Below are 17,588 nucleotides of genomic sequence, written 5' to 3' on the forward strand. Positions count from 1 at the left end.
GCCACAGCGGCCGATCGCCGGGGATCTGCCGGTAGTATCGAGGGATGGCCGGGAATGCGGGGGAACTCGACGACGTCGACTGGGCGATCGTCCGCCAGTTGCAGCAGGAGGCCCGGGTCTCGCTCAGCGAGCTGGGCCGCCGGGTGGGCCTGAGCGCCTCGGCCACCACCGAGCGGGTGCGGCAGCTGGAGGCGAGCGGCGTCATCACCGGCTACCACGCGGTCGTCGACCTGACCCGGGTCGGCTATCCCGTGCTCGCCGTCGTCCGGCTCAAATACCCCGGCAACCGCCACCAGCCGCTGCACCGGCTGCTCGCCGACCGCCGGGAGATCCTGGAGTGCCTGCGCACCACCGGCGACGACTGCTACACCCTCAAGGTCGCCGCGACCTCCATGGCCCACCTGGAGACCCTGATCGACGAGCTGGCCGCGCTCGGCTCGACCTCCACCAGCGTCGTCTACCGCCAGACCCTCCCCTTCCGCGGCCCGGACCGCCCCGCCGCCCCCGTGCCGGCCGCCCGGCCGGGTCCGCCGCAGGCCCCGGGCCAGGCCCCGGGCCAAGCTCCGGGCCTGCACCACCCGATCGGCCCCCGCTGAGGAGGGGTGGCGGGGCGGACCGGGCAGGAAACCCCCGACCGTTCCGCCGCCGCGAGGGAGACCGCACGATGACCAGCTGGACCGCCGACGACCTGACCCGTATCGCCGACTCCGACGAGCTGCGGGTCGCGCCCGCCCGCCCGGACGGCACGCTGCGTCCGCCGACGCCCATCTGGGTGGTCCGCGACGGCGACGCGCTGTTCGTGCGCTCCTACCGCGGCGGCCAGGGCCGCTGGTTCCGCGCCGCCAGCGCCACCCACCACGGGCACATCACCGCCGACGGCATCGACCGCGACGTGCGCTTCACCGCCGAGACCGACCCGGCGACCAACGCCCGGGTGGACGACGCCTACCGCGCCAAGTACGGCCACTACGGGCCTACCTACCTCGACCCGATGGTCGCCCCCCAGGCCCAGGCCACGACCCTCAGGGTCACCCCGAACTGACCGCCGGCCGCTCCGGTACGGACGGCCCGCCGCGCCGCAGCACCTCGGCCAGCCGCGCCAGCCCGTCCGCCCCGTGGCCCTGCGCGACGGCCCGGTCGACGGTCCGCCGCGCCGCGGTGAGCATCCCGGTGTCGATGCCGTGGCCGGCGGCGGCGTTGACGACATGGCCGATCCCGGCCGCCGCCGAGGCGATCGTGGACCGGTCGCCGGGAAAGCGGCCGGCCGCGAGCTGCTCGCCGAACCGGGTGATCATCTCCGGCAGCAGCCCGCCGATGCCGGTCGCGAACGCCGCGAACCGCTGCGGCGCGATGCCCTCGGCCGACGCCAGGGCGAAGGCGTGCACGACGCCGTTCACCGCGGTGGCGAAGACGTCCAGCAGCGCCACCTCGTAGCCGGCCGCGGTGCCGGGGTCGTCCCCGACGTAGGCGGCGGTGCCGCCGAGTGCCGCCATGGTCTCCCGGACGGCCGCGAAGACCTCGCCGGAGCCGCTGTAGAGGACCGCGGCGGCCGGGGTGCCGATCGTCGGGGTGGGGGTGAGGACGGCGCCGTCCAGGTAGCCGGCGCCCCGCCCGGCGGCCCAGCGCGCCATCTCCCGGGCCTGCGCGGGCTCGCCGCTGGTGAGGTTGACCAGGACGCGGCCCGTCCAGTCCGCGTCCGCCGGGACGACGGCGGCCCGTACGGCCTTGTCGTCCCGCAGGCACACGACGACGACGCGCCCGGCCCGTACCGCCTGCGCTACCGAGCCGGCCGCGGTCGCGCCGCGCGCCACGAGGCCGGCGGCCTTCCCGGGCGTGCGGTTCCACACCGTCACCGGGTGGCCGGCGGCGAGGAAGGCGGCGGACAGGGCGTGGCCCATCGGGCCGAGGCCCAGCAGGGCGACGGGGACGCGCGGGTCGGGGTGCTCGGAAGTGGTGGTCATGCGGCGACGCTAAACCCTGACGTTGACGTGAAGGTCAAGTCGCTGCTGGACTGCCGCCATGAGGATCGGTGAACTGGCCCGCCGTACCGGCGCGAGCGAGCGGGCCCTGCGCTACTACGAGGAGCAGGGGCTGCTGTCCCCGGCGCGGCTGCCCAACGGCTACCGCGACTACGACGAGCGCTGCGCCGTGACCGTCCGGCGGATCCGGATCCTGCTGTCCGCGGGGCTCGGCACGGCGGCGGTCGCGGAGATCCTGCCCTGCGTCGCCGACGACACCGTGGTGCTGGCGGGCACCTGCCCGGAGCTGCGCGAGGGCCTGGCCGCGGAGCGGCGCCGTATCGACGCGGCCATCGGGGACCTCACCGCCGCCCGCGACATCCTCGACTCGCTCGTCGGGCGCCCGCTGTACGGCCCGGCGGCGCCGGCGGCCTGAGCGGCCCGAGCGCCCTGAGCGCCCTGAGCGGACAAGTCATGTCGCCGGACGGACATTCCTCGGCGCCTCCGGGTGGCCGCGGGGACGGGACGCGCGGCGGGCGCCGGAGCCCGAAGTCCGCGAGGGGAAGCGGGACTTCGGCCGCCGCCCGGGACCGGTCCGCCCGGGCCCGGGCGCGGAAGGTGTGGCGCACCGGCGCTATCGGCTGTCCGGGTGGAGCGCCGGGGGCCCGCGGGCAACTTAGGGTGGCCGAAGTTAGGTGAGCCTAAGTTCGGCCGCCGGGGGTGTCTCCCACGGCTCGGAGTGCCGCTCCCCGCCCGTACCGCCCCCCGCACACCGGAGGACCCGATGCCCCTGTCCCCGCTCCCCGCCCCGTCCCGCGCCGCGGGTCCGACCCGCCGCGGCCTGCTCGGCGCGGGCGCCGCCGGCGCCGCCCTGTGGGGCCTGGCCGCCTGCGGCTCCTCCTCCGGCTCCGACTCCGCCGGCGGCAAGGACAAGGGCGCCGGCGGCAAGAGCACCGCCAAGAGCGCCGCCCAGGGGACCCGTACGGTCGACAGCGCCAAGGGCCCGATCACGATACCGGCCGCCCCGAAGCGGGTCGTGGCCATCAACGACTTCCCCATGGCCGCGATGTTCGACCTCGGCCTCACCCCGGCGGGCGTCTTCGACGCCGGCGAGGAGTACGTGCCGCAGCGCGACCTCGCCAAGTGGCGGGCCATCCCCAAGGTCTCCGACGGCGTCGGCGGCGCCATCCAGGTCGAGAAGGTCGCGACGCTGCGGCCCGACCTCATCATCGGCATCGACGCGCAGGCCAACCTGCCCTACAGCCAGCTCAGCGCGCTCGCGCCGACCGTCCTGCTGCCCTTCACCAAGTCCGCCGCGCCCTGGCGGGACATGGCCGACCAGACCGCGGCCGTACTCGGCGTGCCGGCCGCGCTCGACAAGCTCAAGCAGCGCTACACCGAGCGCACCGCCGCGATCAAGCAGGCCCACGCCGCCGTCCTCGCCCGCACCCGCTGGGACCTCCTCCAGGGCGGCTTCGACGAGGGCAACTGGTGGCTGTACGGCCACGGTTCGCCGATCGGCGGCATCCTCGGCGACGCCGGTGCCGTCTTCGCCACCGCCAGCCAGCGGCTGGCCGTGCAGCAGTCGGTCTCCTACGAGCTGATCACGACCAAGCTCGCCGACGCGGACGCGATCTTCTACTACGTCACCAACGACGGCAAGCCCGCCAACCTCGGCCCCAAGCTCTTCGCGCAGCCGTCCTTCCAGCAGCTCGCGGCGGTCAAGGCCAAGCACACCTTCGGCAGCATCTACTTCCTGCCCGGCGGCTACGAGGACGCGCTGTCCGTGCTGGACGACTTCGAGAAGGCGCTCACCGCGCTGTGAGGCCGGGCGCTACGGGCGGCGCTGCTGCGGCACCGCGAAATACGCGCCCGGGGTGCGGCCGGTCTCCTGCCGGAAGGCGGCGATGAACGAGCTGGGGGTGGTGTACCCGACGTGGTGCGCCACCGCCGCGAGCGGCCGGTTGGCCGCCATGTGTTCCAGGCCCGCCCGCAGCCGGGCCCGGGTGCGCCAGCGGCCGAACGACATGCCCGTCTCCGCGGCGAACAGCCGGGCCAGCGTCCGGGCGCTGGCCCCCACCTCGCGCCCCCACGCCTCCAGCGGGCGCGGGTCGGCCGGCCGCGCCAGCAGCGCCTGCGCCACCCGCAGGGCCCGGACGTCCGCCGGCATCGGCAGCTCGATCGTCATCACGCCGACCGGCCGCAGCAGGTCGAACAGCACGGCCTCGGCACGGGACTTGGGATCCGGCGCGAGGTCGGGGTCGGCCAGGTGGATCACCAGCTCGCGCAGCAGCGGCCCGACCGCGACGACGGTCGGCTGCGCCCACCGCACCGGGCAGCGGTCGGGCGCCACGTACACGCTGCGCATCTGCGAGGGCCGGGTCGCCCCGGTCGCGTGCGGGACGCCGGCCGGGATCCACAGGGCGAGCGAGGGCGGCAGCACCCACGAGTGGTCCCCGACGTCCACGGTCAGCACGCCGGCCGGCGTCCACACCAGCTGGTGGACGTCGTGCTCGTGCTCGCCGAAGCGCTCGCCGCGGGCCATGTCGAAGCTGAGCACCCGCAGCGCCTCGGCGGGCGGCGGAGGGGCCGCGGCGGGCTGGCTGTTCGGCGACATGGTCCTGGACGATAGCGCACCCCGGTCACGCGGCCGGTGGCCCGCCCGCACCGGCCTGCCGGTTCACCGACCGCGGCCCGGCGGTGCCGGCCGGCCGGCTGCCATGCGGCTCAGCCGGCCGCGATGCGGCGCCGCGCCGGCCGATACGCGGCCCGACCGCACCAGCGGGCCGGCGACCGCCCGGTTCACCCGGCCACGGCGCGGCGGTGCCGGCCGGCCCGCGGCCCCGCGGTGGTGGCTCGCCCGGAGGCCGGCCGGGGGGCCTGGCCTGCGGTCGGGCGGCGCTATCCGCCCGGCGGCGGGGCGAGCCGGTCCAGCTCCTTGCGGACCCGGCCGGCCTCGGCGAGGCGGTGCTGCGCGGTGAGCAGGGCGTGGGACCGCTCCCACGCGGCGCGTGCCCGAGCGCCGTCACCTTGCGCGAGCCGGGCCTCGGCGATGTGGTCCAGGACGTCCGCTTCGAGGTAGGTGTGGCCCTGCGCGCGGCAGATGGCCAGCGCCCGGTCGAAGTAGGCCAGCGCCCGGCCGTGTTCGCCGAGGCGGTGGGCGATGACGCCCAGGCTGTCCAGGGTGCTGGACTCGCCGAGCCGGCGGTGGTCGGCGGGGTGCCGGCGCAGCAGCGCGAGGGCGGCCTCGCAGTCGGCGCAGGCCTCGGCGTACCGGCCGAGCCGGGTGCGCAGCCAGCCGACGCCGTTGAGGGCGCGGGCCTGCCGGTAGGTGTCGTCGAGGGTGCGGAAGACCTCCAGCGCCCGCAGCGCGTGCTCCAGCGCCCGCCGGTCGTCGCCGTGCCGCTCCCACGCCCCGCCGAGGCTGTGGTGGATCTCGCCCCTGGCGGTGACGTCCCCGGTGCGCTCGGCCGACTCCAGCGCCAGGGCCAGGTGTTCCAGCGCCTCGCCGGTCCTGCCGAGCTGCGCGTACGCGTCCCCGAGCAGCTGCCGCGCCTGCGCCCGTACGGCCGGCTCGGGCAGCTCGTCCGCGCCGGCTGCCGCGAGCTCCCACACCGCGACCTGGTCCTCCAGGTGGCCCCGGCTGCGGTGGTACGGGTCCAGTGCCCACGCCAGCCGCCACACCTGCGCGGCCCACCCGTTCGCGTGGGCGGCCTGCTGCGCGGCCAGCAGGTCGGCGTGCTCGGCCTCGAACCAGCCGGCCGCCGCGGCGGCGTCGGGTAACGGGAGCCGGACTTCCGCCGCTGCCGCTGCCGCTGCCGCCGCCCCCGTCGCCGCCTCGCCGTCCGCCGGCGCCAGGGGCGGGGCGCCGCGGTGCGGGGCCAGCAACCGGGCGCCCGCGCAGGCCGTTTCGGTGTAGAAGCCGACCACCCGGCGCAGTGCCGCCCGGCGTTCGGCAGCCGTGGTGTGCGCGCGGGCGTGCTCGGCCGCGTGCAGCCGCAGCAGGTCGTGCATGCGGTAGCGCTCGGGCCCGCGGCGGTGCACCAGATGCGCGTGGTCCAGCTCGCGCAGCAGCACCCGGGTCCTGGCCGGCGGCAGGCCGAGCAGGCGCGCGGCGGCGGGCGGGGCGACATCGGGTCCCGGCGCGATCCCGAGCAGGCCCAGCGCACGGGCGGCGTCGGGGGAGAGGGCCCGGGTGGACCAGGACAGCACCGCGCGCAGGTCGGCCCGCGGCTCCCCGGCGTCCAGCGCGTCCAACCGGTGGGCCCGGTCGGCCAGTTCGGCGGCCAGCGCGGCCAGCGACAGGTCGGGGTGGGTGGCGGCGCACGCGGCGACGATGCCGAGCGCCAGCGGCAGCCCCGCGCAGCACGCCAGCAGCACGGCCGCCGCCTCCGGCTCCAGGCTCAGCCGCCCGCAGCCGAGGTGGTGCGCGAGCAGGTCGCGCGCCTCGTCCTGCGGCAGCACGTCGAGGGCCACCGCCTGCGCCCCGTGCGCGGTGACCAGCCCGGTCAGCCGGCGGCGGCTGGTGGTGAGCACCGCGCAGGACGTACCGCCCGGCAGCAGCGGTACGACCTGCGCGGTGTCGAGCGCGTTGTCCAGGACCAGCAGCATCCGCCGGCCCGCGGTCAGGCCGCGGTAGAGCGCCCCTTGCGCCTCCTGCTCCGCGGGGATCGCGGCGGGGGAGACACCGAGCGCCTCCAGGAACGCGCGTACCACGACCGCCGGGTCCACCGGGCGGCCGGCCGGGTCGAAGCCGCGCAGGTCGGCGTAGAGCTCGCCGTCCGGGAAGCGCTCGGGGTGAGCGTGCGCCCAGTGCAGCGCCAGCCACGTCTTGCCGACCCCGCCCATGCCGCCGACCGCGCACAGCCGCGGCCCGCCCTCGTCCCCGTCACCGTCCAGCGCGGCGTCCAGCAAAGCCAGTTCGGCCACCCGGCCGGTGAACATCCCCGGCGGCGCGGGCAGTTGGTGCGGCACCGGCCCGGCCCCGGCCTTGGGCGGAGTTGAACGCCCGCCCCTTGCCCGCCGGTTGGCCTCCTCCACCCGGTCCCGTGCGGTCGCCAGCGCCCGCTGCTCGGCGGGCGTCGCGCCCAGCAGCGCCAGCAGCGCGTCCAGCCGGTCGGTCGGGGGCAGGGTGCGGGCGGTGAAGTATTCGGCGATCGCCGTCTGGGACCAGCCGGTCCGCGCGGCCAGCTCGCGGTACGTCAGCGTGCTGTCGCGCCGGCCGCGGGCGTGCCGGCGCCGCAGGTCCCGCAGCAGCCGCGCCAGGTCCTCCACCGACCCGACCGCCGCCGCGGCGGGGGCCGGCGGGTCGGGCGGTTCCGGGGCGGGCCGCCTCGCACCAGGTCCCACAGTCGCACCGTTTCCCGTTGAGTTGCGAACCCGACCACCGGTGGCGCGGGCCGCAGCCTAACAGCCGCCGCCGCGCCACCGAGAGACGTACGCCGGTTTTCGGGGAATTCCGGCGGCGTACGGAACGGCCGCCGGACACCGCGTCCGTCCGTCACCATTTCCGGCCGGGCGGCTCGCCCTTTTCCCGCGCCGCAGTCCCCCCGGCCCGCGGCGCCATGACGTCGGAAAGGACAGTGGTATCCCATGAGCTCCGGTATCCGCACGACCGGAAGAAGCCTCCGCAGGAAGGTGGTCGCGCTGTTGTCGGCGACCGCCGCCGTCGTGCTCCTCGCGGCGGTCGCTCCGCAGTCCGCGTCGGCCGACACCCTGCGCACGTTCAACGTGGCCCTCAGCTGCTCCTACGGCCTGCCGTACGGCCTGAGCGTCGACAACGGCTCGGGCTGGTACTACCCGGACGGGTCGAGCTACGCCTCCGGCGGCGTCAAGTTCTTCACCGTCTCCATCCCGGCGAGCGCCACCTCCCTCGCGATCAACACCGGCTTCTGCGAGACCGACCCGCAGACGCCCATGTGGGAGGGCTACCGCTACAGCATCACCCCGGGCACCTCGACCATCAGTGCGACCGGCTACTGCCTGGACGAGTACGTCTACCCCGGGCCGTTCGTCCGCTACTGCTCCCTCAGCGGCCTGACCTACAGCTGACCCGTCCCCCGGCCGACCGGGCGTCACCGCACGGCACACCGGCGGCGGCGCCCGCAGGCGTCTTTCCGCGCGTACGCCGGCTTCACGTGTCCTTCCCCGGTTGTACGCCTGCCGCTGGTTACCTGGGGTGATGGACCACATCACCTTCCTTGTGGCAATGGTCATCGTCACGGCCCTGGCCTTCGATTTCACGAACGGTTTCCATGACACCGCCAACGCGATGGCCACGTCCATCGCGACCGGCGCCCTGCGCCCCAAGGTCGCCGTCGGCATAAGCGGCGTGCTGAACCTGGCGGGCGCGTTCCTGTCCACCGAGGTGGCCAGGACGATCTCCGGCGGGATCGTCGACGACTCGCTGGTCACGCCCGGCATGATCTTCGCCGGGCTGGTCGGCGCCATCCTATGGAACCTGATGACCTGGCTGCTCGGCCTGCCCTCCAGCTCCTCGCACGCGCTGTTCGGCGGCCTGATCGGCGCGGTGTGGGTCGGCGCGGGCCGCGGCGGCGTGCACTTCGACAAGGTCGTGGAGAAGATCCTCATCCCGGCCGTCGCCTCCCCGGTGGTGGCGGGCCTGGCCGCGCTCGCCGCCACCTACCTGGCCTACCGGATCACCGCCCGCGCCCCCAAGGACGGGGTGTCCAAGGGGTTCAGGACCGGCCAGGTCGCCTCCGCCTCGCTGGTCTCGCTCGCCCACGGCACCAACGACGCGCAGAAGACCATGGGCGTCATCACCCTCGCGCTGATCTCCTGCGGCGCCCTGGGCCACGACGCGGGCCCGCCGGTGTGGGTCGTCCTCACCTCGGGGCTGGCCATCGCGACCGGCACGTACCTGGGCGGCTGGCGCATCATCCGCACCATGGGCAAGGGCATCGTGGACATCGAGTCCCCGCAGGGCTTCGCGGCCGAGTCGGCGGCGACCGCGGTCATCCTCACCTCCGCCAACCTCGGCTTCGCGCTGTCCACCACCCAGGTCTGCTCGGGCGGCATCCTGGGCGCCGGGGTGGGCCGCCGGCTCGCCGAGGTGCGGTGGAGCACCGCCGGCCGGATGGCGCTGGCCTGGCTGGTGACGCTGCCGGCCGCCGCCGCGGTCGGCGCGGTCGCCGCCGGCGCGGTCGTGCACGGCGGCACCCTCGGCACGGTCCTGATCGCGGTGGCCGCCGTCGTCATCGCCGCCGTCATCGTCCTGCTCTCGCGCCGCAACCCGGTGCACGCGGACAACGTGAACAGCGCGCCGACCACCTCCGTACGCCGCTCGGCGACCGCCCACGCCGGGGCGTGAGCCGGATGCCCACGCGGCGGCACCCGCACACACAGCAGGCAGCAGACACGCGACGAACCGGGAGCGGCGTATGGACGTGAAGTGGGGATCGCTGGGCGAGGTCGCCGTGGTGAGCTTCGGCGCCACCGTGGGCGTCGTGCTCTTCTTCGCCCTGGGAGTACGCGCCCTGGCCGGCCGGGACGCGGCCCGTACCGCGGGCCAGGACGGCACGGCGCTGACCGCCGCCGCGGGGGCGTGCTTCGCGGTGTGCGCGGGCGCCGTCCTCTACGGGCTGTACCTGATCATCCCGCAGTTCCACTGACCGCCCGGGCGGATCGCCCGGGTGGCCGAGGGGCGGCGGCGGGCCGGCCGGGAAGGAGAACCGTGGCGGCCCGGCACGCAGGCCGCCGCGGACGGCGGGAGGCAGCGCCATGCTCATCGACCTTTCCGGCAGGACCGCCCTGGTCACCGGCTCCACGCAGGGCATCGGCCGGGCGATCGCGGCCGGCCTCGGGCGCTCCGGCGCCCGGGTGGGGGTCAACGGCCGCAGGCCCGAGGCGGTGGAGCGGGCCGTCGCCGAGCTGCGCGAGGAGACCGGGCGCGACGGCTTCTTCGCCGCGCCGGGCGACCTGGCCGCCGACGAGGGCGTGGCCCTGCTGACCGGCGCGCTCCCGGACCTCGACATCCTGGTCAACAACCTCGGCGTCTTCGGCGCCGCCCCCGCGCTGGAGATCCCCGACGACGAGTGGCGGCGCTACTTCGAGGTGAACGTGCTGGCGGCGGTGCGGATGATCCGTACGTACCTGCCGGGCATGAAGGAGCGCGGCTGGGGGCGGGTGATGAACGTCGCCAGCGACTCCGCCGTGGTCATCCCCGCCGAGATGATCCACTACGGCATGACGAAGACCGCGCTGCTCGCCGTCACCCGCGGCTTCGCCAAGGAGGCGGCCGGCTCCGGGGTGACCGTCAACTCGCTGATCGCCGGGCCCACCCACACCGGCGGCGTCGAGGACTTCGTGTACTCGCTCGTCGACCCCGGCCTGCCGTGGGAGGAGGCGCAGCGCGTCTTCATGGCCGAGCACCGCCCGCAGTCGCTGCTGCGCCGGCTCATCGAGCCCGAGGAGATCGCCCATATGGCCGTCTACCTCGGCTCGGACTTCGCCACGGCGACGACCGGCGCGGCGGTCCGGGTGGACGGCGGCTACGTCGACGCGATCCTCCCCTGAGCCACGGGGGATTGACCCCGGGATTGGTCCAGTCCTATGGTCACGGGCGAGTCACATCGATGTCCCCTGTTCGCAAGGATGAACGACGGCTCGTCCCCCCCACTCACCGTTCGTGAGAGGCATCGCCATGGACCGACGCAGTTTCCTCACCGGCACGCTCGCGCTCACCGCGGCCGGCATACCCGCACTCACCGCACCCGGCGCGTACGCGGCGAGCGCCGCAGCCCCCGCCCCGACCCTGCCGCCGCGCGAGGACATGGTCGCCGTACTGCGCCGGGTCGCCGACCAGTGGATCGGCGCGCACCCGGGCGGCGGTGACAACCTGTGGGCCAACGCCACGCTGATGAGCGGCCTCATGGCCCTCTACCGGCTGACCTCCGACGTCACATATCTGAACTACGTGACCGGCTGGGCCCAGGCCCACTCCTACGGCCTCAACGGCGGCACCGGCACCCGCGACGCCGACAACCAGTGCGCGGGCCAGGCCTACTTCGACCTCTACGACCTCGCGCCCGCCGACAGCAAGATCGCCGCGATCGAGTCGTGCCTGCACACGATGACCTACGTCAACCAGGTGAACAAGGACGACGACTGGTGGTGGGACGACGCCCTGCACATGGCGATGCCGCAGTTCGCCCGGCTCGGCGTCCTGCGCGGCGACAGCGGCTACTTCGGCAAGCTGCACCGGCTCTACACCCACACCAAGAGCGCCGAGGGCGGCCCCGGCCTCTACGACCCGGCGACCGGCCTGTGGTACCGCGACAAGAACTTCCTGCCCGGCGGCATCGTCTCGCCCTCGGGCCGCCCGGTGGTGTGGTCGCGCGGCAACGGCTGGGTCGCCGGCGCCCACACCAAGGTCCTCAAGACGCTGCCGGCCGGCCAGGCCGACGTCCCCGAATACCGCGACACCCTGCGCCGGCTCGTCACCGCGGTCGCCGCCGTGCAGCGCACGGACGGCTTCTGGAACGTCAACCTCGCCGACCCGAACCACTTCCCCGGCCCCGAGACCAGCGGCACCGCCTTCTTCCTCTACGGCACCGCCTACGCCGTCGTGTCCGGCCTGGTGGACTCCGCGACCTACCTGCCGGTCGCCGCCCGCGCCTGGAACGGCCTGGTCGCCACTGCCGTCCACCCCGACGGCGTACTCGGCTACGTCCAGAAGGTCGGCGACCGCCCCGACTCCAGCCAGCCCGTCACGTACGACAGCACCGCCGACTTCGCCGTCGGCGGCTTCCTCCTCGCCGGCACCGAAGCCGCCACCCTCACCACCCCGGGCACCCCCGGCCCCACCCCCGGCACCTACGCCCTCCGCGCCCGCATCAACAACCGCTACGTGACAGCCGAGAACGCCGGCGCCTCCCCCCTCATCGCCAACCGCCCCACCGCCCAAGCCTGGGAAACCTTCACCCTCACCGTGACCTCCAGCACCAACATCACCCTCCGCGCCCACGCCAACAACCTCTACGTCACGGCCGAGAACGCCGGCGCCTCCCCCTTGATCGCCAACCGCACGACGGCCCAAGCCTGGGAGACCTTCCAACTCGTCACCAACCCCAACGGCTCAGTAAGCCTCCGCGCCCAGGCCAACGCCAAATACGTCACAGCAGCCAACGCCGGAGCCTCCCCCCTCATCGCCACCGCCCCGACAATCGGCACCTGGGAGCAGTTCGACCTCATCCCGCTCTAGGACGACCCACGCACGGAAGCCACCGGCGTACAGGCGAGGCCGACAGCCCACTCCCACGCACGGAAAGCCACCGGCACACGGGAGGACGGGACCGACAGCCACGGAAGCCACCAGCGCACGGGAACGATCCAGCTCCCACGTACGGAAAGCCGCCGGCGGACGGGAGGGTGGGGACGATCCGGGGGTGCCCCCGCAGGACTGCGCACGACAGGGCGGGACCGGATCCGCTGCGAGGTCGATGTGCGCAGTCCGAGGAGGTACCCCCGGAGTGGCCCCGCCCGGCACCCCACCGAACAGCAGGCGCACCGCACCGCACCGAACAGCCACGAACAGCAGGCACGCCCCGCCTACGAATCCGCCCGCGGCAGCGCCATCCCGTCCGCCGTCACCAACTGCGGCGCCTCCAACTCGTCCTCCTCCTTCAACCACAGCGGCAGATCCGCCCGCCGCGTGACATTCAACTTCCGGTACACCCGCGTCAGGTGCTGCTCCACCGTGCTCACCGTGATGTACAACCGCCGGCTGATCTGCCGGTTCGTGTGCCCGCGCGCAGCCAACTCCGCCACCCGCCGCTCCGCGTCACTGAGCAGCACCAGCACATCCGTCGGCCGCTCCTCCTCGCCGTCCTCCCCCTCGGCGGAGTCCGGCCCCCCGGCCCACCACCGCCCCGCCTCCTCCGCCCCGCACTCCTTCGCCAGCCGCACAACCCGCGCCTCCAGCATCCGGCTCATGTTCTGATCCCCCAGAGCCCGATGCGCCGCACTCAGATCGGCCAGCGCCAGCAGCAGCTCCAGCGCGTCCCCGGTGGTCTGCAGCAGCTCCACCGCCTCCCGCAGCAGCGGCACCCGCTCCTGCGGCTCATGCGTCTGCGCCAGCACCCGCAGCGACATCCCGCGCACCCGCGGGCCCGCCGCGGCCGGCAGCTCCAGCTGCTCCTGCACCAGCGCCCGCGCCTCCTCGACCTCCCCGAGCTGCACCTGCGTCCACGCGCTGTCACTGCGCCAGGGCGCGAGGACGGGCGAGTCCATCTGCCAGTCGGCCATGAGCGCCCCGCAGGTCCGAAAGTCCGCGAGCGCCGCCTGCAACCGCTTCGTGGCCAGGAAGTACCGCCCCCGCGCGTAGAGGTAGAGCACACCCACCCGCGTGCGGTACATGCTCTCCGGCACCCGCCGCCGCAGCGTCCTGGCCGCCTCGTCGAAGCGGCCCTGCCCGGTCTGCGCGCGCAGCAGCACCGCGAGCGGCAGCCCGAGGAAGATGCCCCAGTTGTGCGCGGGCAGCAGCTCCAGGGCCCGCCGCGACCAGACCTCCGCGTCGGTGAGGTCCCCCTGGTAGAGCGCGGCCTCCGCGCGGATCCCGCTGAGCACCGCCTCCCACGAGGTGGCCCGCCGGGCCCTGGCCTGGCCCAGGAAGATCTGGCACCACGGCTTCGCCTTGTCCGGCCGCTCGGCGAAGATCAGCGCGTACAGCGCCGTGCACACCGTCATGAGGCTGTCGTCGGTGAGCGTGGAGCTCGCGAGCACCTGCTCGGCCTGCTCGACGGGCCGCTCGCCGGAGATCCCCTCCTGCACGGAGGCGAAGGCGGACGAGATGACGACCCCGCCGTGCACCCGCCGGCTGATCTCCGCCTCCGGCCCGGGGGCCGGGTAGGGGAGCACCCCGGACGACGGCCGCCCCGGCTCCAGCCAGGTCCGCATGAGCGCCAGGTTCGCCGCGACGGTCGGGTCCAGGGACGCGCCGGGGCGCGTCATCCACCGGTAGACCTCGCTGGCCTCGGCGTCACGCCCGTGCCAGACCAGATTGCGGATGAGCACCGGGCCGTGGCTCTGGTCCAGGTGCCCGGCGACCAGCGCGTGCCGCAGCGGGGTGTAGTAACGGGCCGCCGCCGACGGCTGGTTGCGCCACTTCAGCCGGGCCAGCGTCATGGTCAGGGCGGCGCGCTGCACGGAGTCCTCGCACTCGCGCAGGGCCAGCTCCAGGCACTCCTGCGCGAACTCCAGCCGGTCCTCGGCCAGTCCGTGCGCGGCGGCCTCCTGGAGCACGGTGACGGCCCAGCTCTCGCCGACCTGCCCGGCGGCGAGCAGGTGCTGCGCGACGTCGGCGGCCGGCTGCCCGCTGTCGTGCAGCAGCCCGGCCGCCGCGAGCCGCAGCCGTACCCGGTGCTCCATGCCGAGCGAGTCCATCACCACGCAGTGCACGGTGGGGTGGCGGAACCACCCGTCGTCCAGCAGGCCGGACTTGGTGAGGGTGTCCACGCTCTGCCGGACCCGCTCGGTCGCCAGCCCCACCAGCCGGCCGACGAGCGGCGGCGTCGCGATGTGGCCGAGCACGGCGAGCCCGCGGGCCACATCGATGGTCGCGTCGTCCCAGCGGTACAGGCACGCGAACACCGCCTGGCGGAAGGATTCGTCGGGCAGCGGCTCGGTGGACAGGGTGGACACCCCGTCCGGCAGGCCGATCGCGCTGTCCTCGATGAGCCCTTGCAGCAGCAGCGGGTTGCCGCCGCTGACCGTGTGGTAACCGGGTGCCAGCCGCGCCGCCGTGGCGGTGTCGAGCCGTTCGGCGAGGGCCTCTAAAACGCCCTCGGTGGACAGCAGTTGCAGCTGGATCCGGTGGCAGTTGGGCTGCCGCAGCAGCTCCGCGCGGAAGGCGGGGTGCGCCGGCCGCGGCCCGGTCCACTCGTTGAGGATCACCATCAGGCGCCCCGCCCGCAGCCGCCGTACGAGATACAGCAGCACTTCGAGCGACGGCTCGTCCACGTGCTGGACGTCATCCACGCCGATGACGACGGGCTGCCGGCCGCACAAGCCCAGCAGGACCTCGCACAGCCCGCGCGACAGCCGCAGCATCGTCTCCCTGCACACGGCGCCGACCGCGCCCGCGGTGACCGCGCACTCGCTCAGCAGCGCCGCCACCGTCTGCCGGGTCTCAGCCGGCAGTCCCAGGTTGAGGAACAGCTGGGTGAGGACGTCGAAGGCGACCGTGTGCTCCACCCTCGACCCGACGGCGGTCAGCATCAGCCCGCCCGACTCGTCGACCTGCTCCCCGAAGACGTGCAGCAACTCGGTCTTGCCGCTCGCCACGACGCCGTCGACCAGTACGATCTGCGCCTTGCCCTCGACGCTTCGGCTGTAGAGGTCTTTCAGCCGATTCATCTCGGAGCATCGTTCGATAAACGCCATACACTATCGCCCCCGTGCGAAAGCATCCAAGCTGCGTCAATCGGTTTGTGAACCGGCTTGGATGAATTACCAGTCGCCAAGCCTGGTTGCCTCGTGACCGCTTCATCGTTGGCCTGAAACCTAGCACTCTCTGCGAATCTCCACCCGTACTCTGAGTGACGACTGCGTGTAGACGGTCGGTTTTCACCGCCGGTAGGGGTAGGGGTTCGGGGGACGGGCGAGGTGCCCGATCAGCAATGTTGTCACATAGGGGCTGGTCGGCGGAGGGGGCCGAACACCCACAGTAAAGCCTTCCTAAAGGATCTGCGGCGGCGCTCGCCACGCAAAGTGACCACATGATCGCTGCACGCTACGCGGTGCGACCCGGGGTGCCGGCACTGAAGACGCCGGGCGCACGCTATGTGTGCGATCCATTCACCTCGTCGTCAGCGGGGCACAGTTGCCGCGACGTCCAGGTGACGAAATTGTCACCGTGTCGTCATGGCCGAAAGTCGGCACCGGGGGACTCGTTGAAATCGATACGGTCCAAAACGCGTACCGCGAAAAGCGGGAGCGCTCCCGGCGGCCCAATGCCGCCACCGTCCGTGAGCGCCCCCGGCTACAGCCAGCCCTGCTCCTCGGCGATCCGCACCGCCTCGGCGCGCGTACTGCCGCCGGTCTTGCTCATCGCGGACGACAGGCAGTTGCGCACCGTCCCGCCCGACAAATGCATCACCGCGGCCACTTCCGCCGCCGTCCCGCCCTTGCGCGCCGCACGCAGCACCTCCTGCTCGCGCGGCGTCAGCGGATTGGACCCGCTCGCCAGCGACTCCGCCGCCAGCGCCGGATCCACCACCCGCAGCCCCGCGTGCACCCGCCGTACGGTGTCGGCCAGTTGCTCCGGCGGCGCGTCCTTCACCACAAAACCCGACACGCCTATCCGCATCGCCCGGTACACATAGCCGGGCCGCCCGTACGTCGTGCAGATCACCACCCGGCACGACGGCAGCGCCTCCCGCAGCTCCGCCGCCGCCGTCAACCCGTCCTTGCCCGGCATCTGCACGTCCAGCAACGCCACGTCCGGGCGCAGCCGCAGCGCGGCCTCGACCGCCTCGTCACCCGAACCGGCCTGCGCCACCACCTCGATGTCGCGCTCAAGGCCCAGCATCGACGCCAACGCGCCCCGGATCAGCGCCTGGTCGTCCGCGAGCAGCACCCGGATGACCGTCCCCGCCGTCCCCGCCGGACGCGCCGCCGGCGCCCCGTCCGCGCTCACCCGCGGACCCCGGCCGTCACCGCTCCCGTACGGCCGGCCGCGCGGAGTCGCCGCACGCCATCAGCACATGGTCGGAAATGGCGTTGATGATCGCCGCCTGATGACCGGTCAGATAGAAGTGGCCGCCGCCGAACACCTGGAGCTCGAAGTCCCCGCTGGTGTGCTCCTGCCACGTGCGCACCTCGTCGAGAGTCGCCTTCGGGTCGTTGTCCCCGACCATCGCCGTGATCGGGCAGCGCAGCTTGCGCGACGCATTGTAGCGGTACGTCTCGATCGCCCGGTAGTCGCTGCGGATCGCCGGCAGGATCATCGACAGGATCTCCTTGTCCGCCAGCAGCCCGGAGTCCGTGCCGTTGAGATTCACGATCTCCGACACCACCCCCTCGTCCGGCATCAGGTGCACCCGCTCGTCCCGGTACGTCGCCGGACCCCGCCGCCCCGACACGAACAACCCCAGCAGCACGGTGTCCGCGTCGTCGAAAAGCCGCGCCACCTCGTACGCGATCACCGCGCCCATGCTGTGCCCGAAGAACACCAGCGGCACGTCCGCCCACGGCTGAAGCGCGTCGAAGGCATTCCGCGCGAAATCCTGCACGGAAGTCAGCGGCTCTTCCGCCCGGCGGTCCTGCCGCCCCGGATATTGCAGCGCCAGCACCTCGATCGAGGACGACATCGCCTCGGAGACCGGAAAGAAGAAGCTCGCCGAACCACCGGCGTGCGGGAAGCAGACAAGGCGCGCGATCGGCCGCGGCGAGGGGTGGAACCGCCGTACCCAGTCCGCACCGATCGCCGGTCCCGTTGCTGCTCCTGCCACGTCAACGCACCTTTCCTCGCACCCCTCGGCAGGGGTGTCCGATGCCAACGTGGCAGCGTGAACACCATGGCCACAACCCCTACGCACCCCCCGCCTCACCCCCGCGGCCCGCCCGCCCCGCACCCGCACCCCTACCACCGCCCGCCGGCGAGGGATCGGG

The 17,588-nt window shown here is 73.9% G+C and carries 14 protein-coding genes and 1 pseudogene; 9 read left to right on the forward strand and 6 right to left on the reverse strand.

Going from position 1 to position 17,588, the window contains the following annotated elements; translation table 11 throughout:
- Positions 1–44: 44 nt before the first annotated feature.
- Positions 45–497, forward strand: a pseudogene (locus tag HCN08_RS13095) (Lrp/AsnC family transcriptional regulator); the annotation flags it as partial.
- Between the two features lie 167 nt (positions 498–664).
- Positions 665–1,042, forward strand: a complete 378-nt coding sequence (locus HCN08_RS13100) for a DUF2255 family protein (RefSeq protein ID WP_167983194.1) — start codon at positions 665–667, stop codon at positions 1,040–1,042.
- Here the strand turns inward: HCN08_RS13100 and HCN08_RS13105 are convergent.
- A complete protein-coding gene (locus HCN08_RS13105) occupies positions 1,029–1,961 on the reverse strand; it encodes an NAD(P)-dependent oxidoreductase (protein ID WP_167983195.1) in 933 nt (310 codons plus the stop codon). The genes HCN08_RS13100 and HCN08_RS13105 overlap by 14 nt on opposite strands.
- 58 nt (positions 1,962–2,019) lie before the next feature.
- On the opposite strand from HCN08_RS13105, the gene HCN08_RS13110 reads away from it, so the two are divergent.
- Positions 2,020–2,394, forward strand: a complete 375-nt coding sequence (locus tag HCN08_RS13110; protein ID WP_167983196.1) for a MerR family transcriptional regulator — start codon at positions 2,020–2,022, stop codon at positions 2,392–2,394.
- Between the two features lie 348 nt (positions 2,395–2,742).
- Positions 2,743–3,783 carry an ABC transporter substrate-binding protein gene (locus HCN08_RS13115; protein WP_167983197.1) on the forward strand — a complete coding sequence of 347 codons (1,041 nt, stop codon included), beginning with the start codon at positions 2,743–2,745 and terminating at the stop codon, positions 3,781–3,783.
- Positions 3,784–3,792: 9 nt separating this feature from the next.
- Here HCN08_RS13115 and HCN08_RS13120 read toward each other — a convergent pair whose 3' ends face one another.
- Positions 3,793–4,575, reverse strand: coding sequence for an AraC family transcriptional regulator (locus tag HCN08_RS13120; protein ID WP_167983198.1), 783 nt, complete (start codon positions 4,573–4,575; stop codon positions 3,793–3,795).
- Between the two features lie 284 nt (positions 4,576–4,859).
- Complete coding sequence (locus tag HCN08_RS13125) at positions 4,860–7,307, reverse strand: ATP-binding protein (protein WP_167983199.1); 2,448 nt, start codon at positions 7,305–7,307, stop codon at positions 4,860–4,862.
- Positions 7,308–7,550: 243 nt separating this feature from the next.
- On the opposite strand from HCN08_RS13125, the gene HCN08_RS13130 reads away from it, so the two are divergent.
- The 5 genes from HCN08_RS13130 to HCN08_RS36135 all read left to right on the forward strand — a co-directional run bounded on the left by HCN08_RS13130 (position 7,551) and on the right by HCN08_RS36135 (position 12,180).
- A complete protein-coding gene (locus HCN08_RS13130; protein WP_167983200.1) occupies positions 7,551–8,009 on the forward strand; it encodes a hypothetical protein in 459 nt (152 codons plus the stop codon).
- A gap of 130 nt (positions 8,010–8,139) precedes the next feature.
- Positions 8,140–9,288, forward strand: a complete 1,149-nt coding sequence (locus tag HCN08_RS13135; RefSeq protein ID WP_167983201.1) for an inorganic phosphate transporter — start codon at positions 8,140–8,142, stop codon at positions 9,286–9,288.
- Between the two features lie 70 nt (positions 9,289–9,358).
- Positions 9,359–9,589 (forward strand): hypothetical protein, encoded by a 231-nt coding sequence (locus HCN08_RS13140; protein WP_167983202.1) that lies wholly within the window; start codon positions 9,359–9,361, stop codon positions 9,587–9,589.
- Between the two features lie 109 nt (positions 9,590–9,698).
- Entirely contained in the window at positions 9,699–10,493 is a 795-nt protein-coding gene (locus HCN08_RS13145) for an SDR family NAD(P)-dependent oxidoreductase (protein WP_167983203.1), read from the forward strand.
- Between the two features lie 127 nt (positions 10,494–10,620).
- Positions 10,621–12,180: a glycoside hydrolase family 88 protein gene (locus tag HCN08_RS36135; RefSeq protein WP_167983204.1), complete on the forward strand. Its 1,560-nt coding sequence runs from the start codon at positions 10,621–10,623 to the stop codon at positions 12,178–12,180.
- A gap of 347 nt (positions 12,181–12,527) precedes the next feature.
- Here HCN08_RS36135 and HCN08_RS13155 read toward each other — a convergent pair whose 3' ends face one another.
- The 3 genes from HCN08_RS13155 to HCN08_RS13165 all read right to left on the reverse strand — a co-directional run bounded on the left by HCN08_RS13155 (position 12,528) and on the right by HCN08_RS13165 (position 17,476).
- On the reverse strand, positions 12,528–15,359 hold the full coding sequence (locus tag HCN08_RS13155) for a helix-turn-helix transcriptional regulator (protein ID WP_265738201.1): 2,832 nt from the start codon (positions 15,357–15,359) through the stop codon (positions 12,528–12,530).
- Positions 15,360–15,957: 598 nt separating this feature from the next.
- Complete coding sequence (locus tag HCN08_RS13160; protein ID WP_167983206.1) at positions 15,958–16,614, reverse strand: response regulator transcription factor; 657 nt, start codon at positions 16,612–16,614, stop codon at positions 15,958–15,960.
- Between the two features lie 16 nt (positions 16,615–16,630).
- The gene (locus HCN08_RS13165; protein WP_206318736.1) at positions 16,631–17,476 is read right to left on the reverse strand and encodes a thioesterase II family protein; all 846 of its coding nucleotides are present in this window, start codon (positions 17,474–17,476) and stop codon (positions 16,631–16,633) included.
- Positions 17,477–17,588: the final 112 nt, after the last annotated feature.

Source organism: Actinacidiphila epipremni (assembly GCF_012034175.1).
GTDB lineage: Bacteria > Actinomycetota > Actinomycetes > Streptomycetales > Streptomycetaceae > Actinacidiphila > Actinacidiphila epipremni.

Bases quoted from the DNA above. Each gene is read 5' to 3' on its own strand.
- HCN08_RS13100 (WP_167983194.1), top strand. From the start codon at position 665: ATGACCAGCTGGACCGCCGACGACCTGACCCGTATCGCCGACTCCGAC.
- HCN08_RS13155 (WP_265738201.1), bottom strand. From the start codon at position 15,359: ATGGCGTTTATCGAACGATGCTCCGAGATGAATCGGCTGAAAGACCTC.
- HCN08_RS13135 (WP_167983201.1), top strand. From the start codon at position 8,140: ATGGACCACATCACCTTCCTTGTGGCAATGGTCATCGTCACGGCCCTG.
- HCN08_RS13130 (WP_167983200.1), top strand. From the start codon at position 7,551: ATGAGCTCCGGTATCCGCACGACCGGAAGAAGCCTCCGCAGGAAGGTG.
- HCN08_RS13115 (WP_167983197.1), top strand. From the start codon at position 2,743: ATGCCCCTGTCCCCGCTCCCCGCCCCGTCCCGCGCCGCGGGTCCGACC.
- HCN08_RS13145 (WP_167983203.1), top strand. From the start codon at position 9,699: ATGCTCATCGACCTTTCCGGCAGGACCGCCCTGGTCACCGGCTCCACG.
- HCN08_RS36135 (WP_167983204.1), top strand. From the start codon at position 10,621: ATGGACCGACGCAGTTTCCTCACCGGCACGCTCGCGCTCACCGCGGCC.
- HCN08_RS13105 (WP_167983195.1), bottom strand. From the start codon at position 1,961: ATGACCACCACTTCCGAGCACCCCGACCCGCGCGTCCCCGTCGCCCTG.
- HCN08_RS13110 (WP_167983196.1), top strand. From the start codon at position 2,020: ATGAGGATCGGTGAACTGGCCCGCCGTACCGGCGCGAGCGAGCGGGCC.
- HCN08_RS13120 (WP_167983198.1), bottom strand. From the start codon at position 4,575: ATGTCGCCGAACAGCCAGCCCGCCGCGGCCCCTCCGCCGCCCGCCGAG.
- HCN08_RS13140 (WP_167983202.1), top strand. From the start codon at position 9,359: ATGGACGTGAAGTGGGGATCGCTGGGCGAGGTCGCCGTGGTGAGCTTC.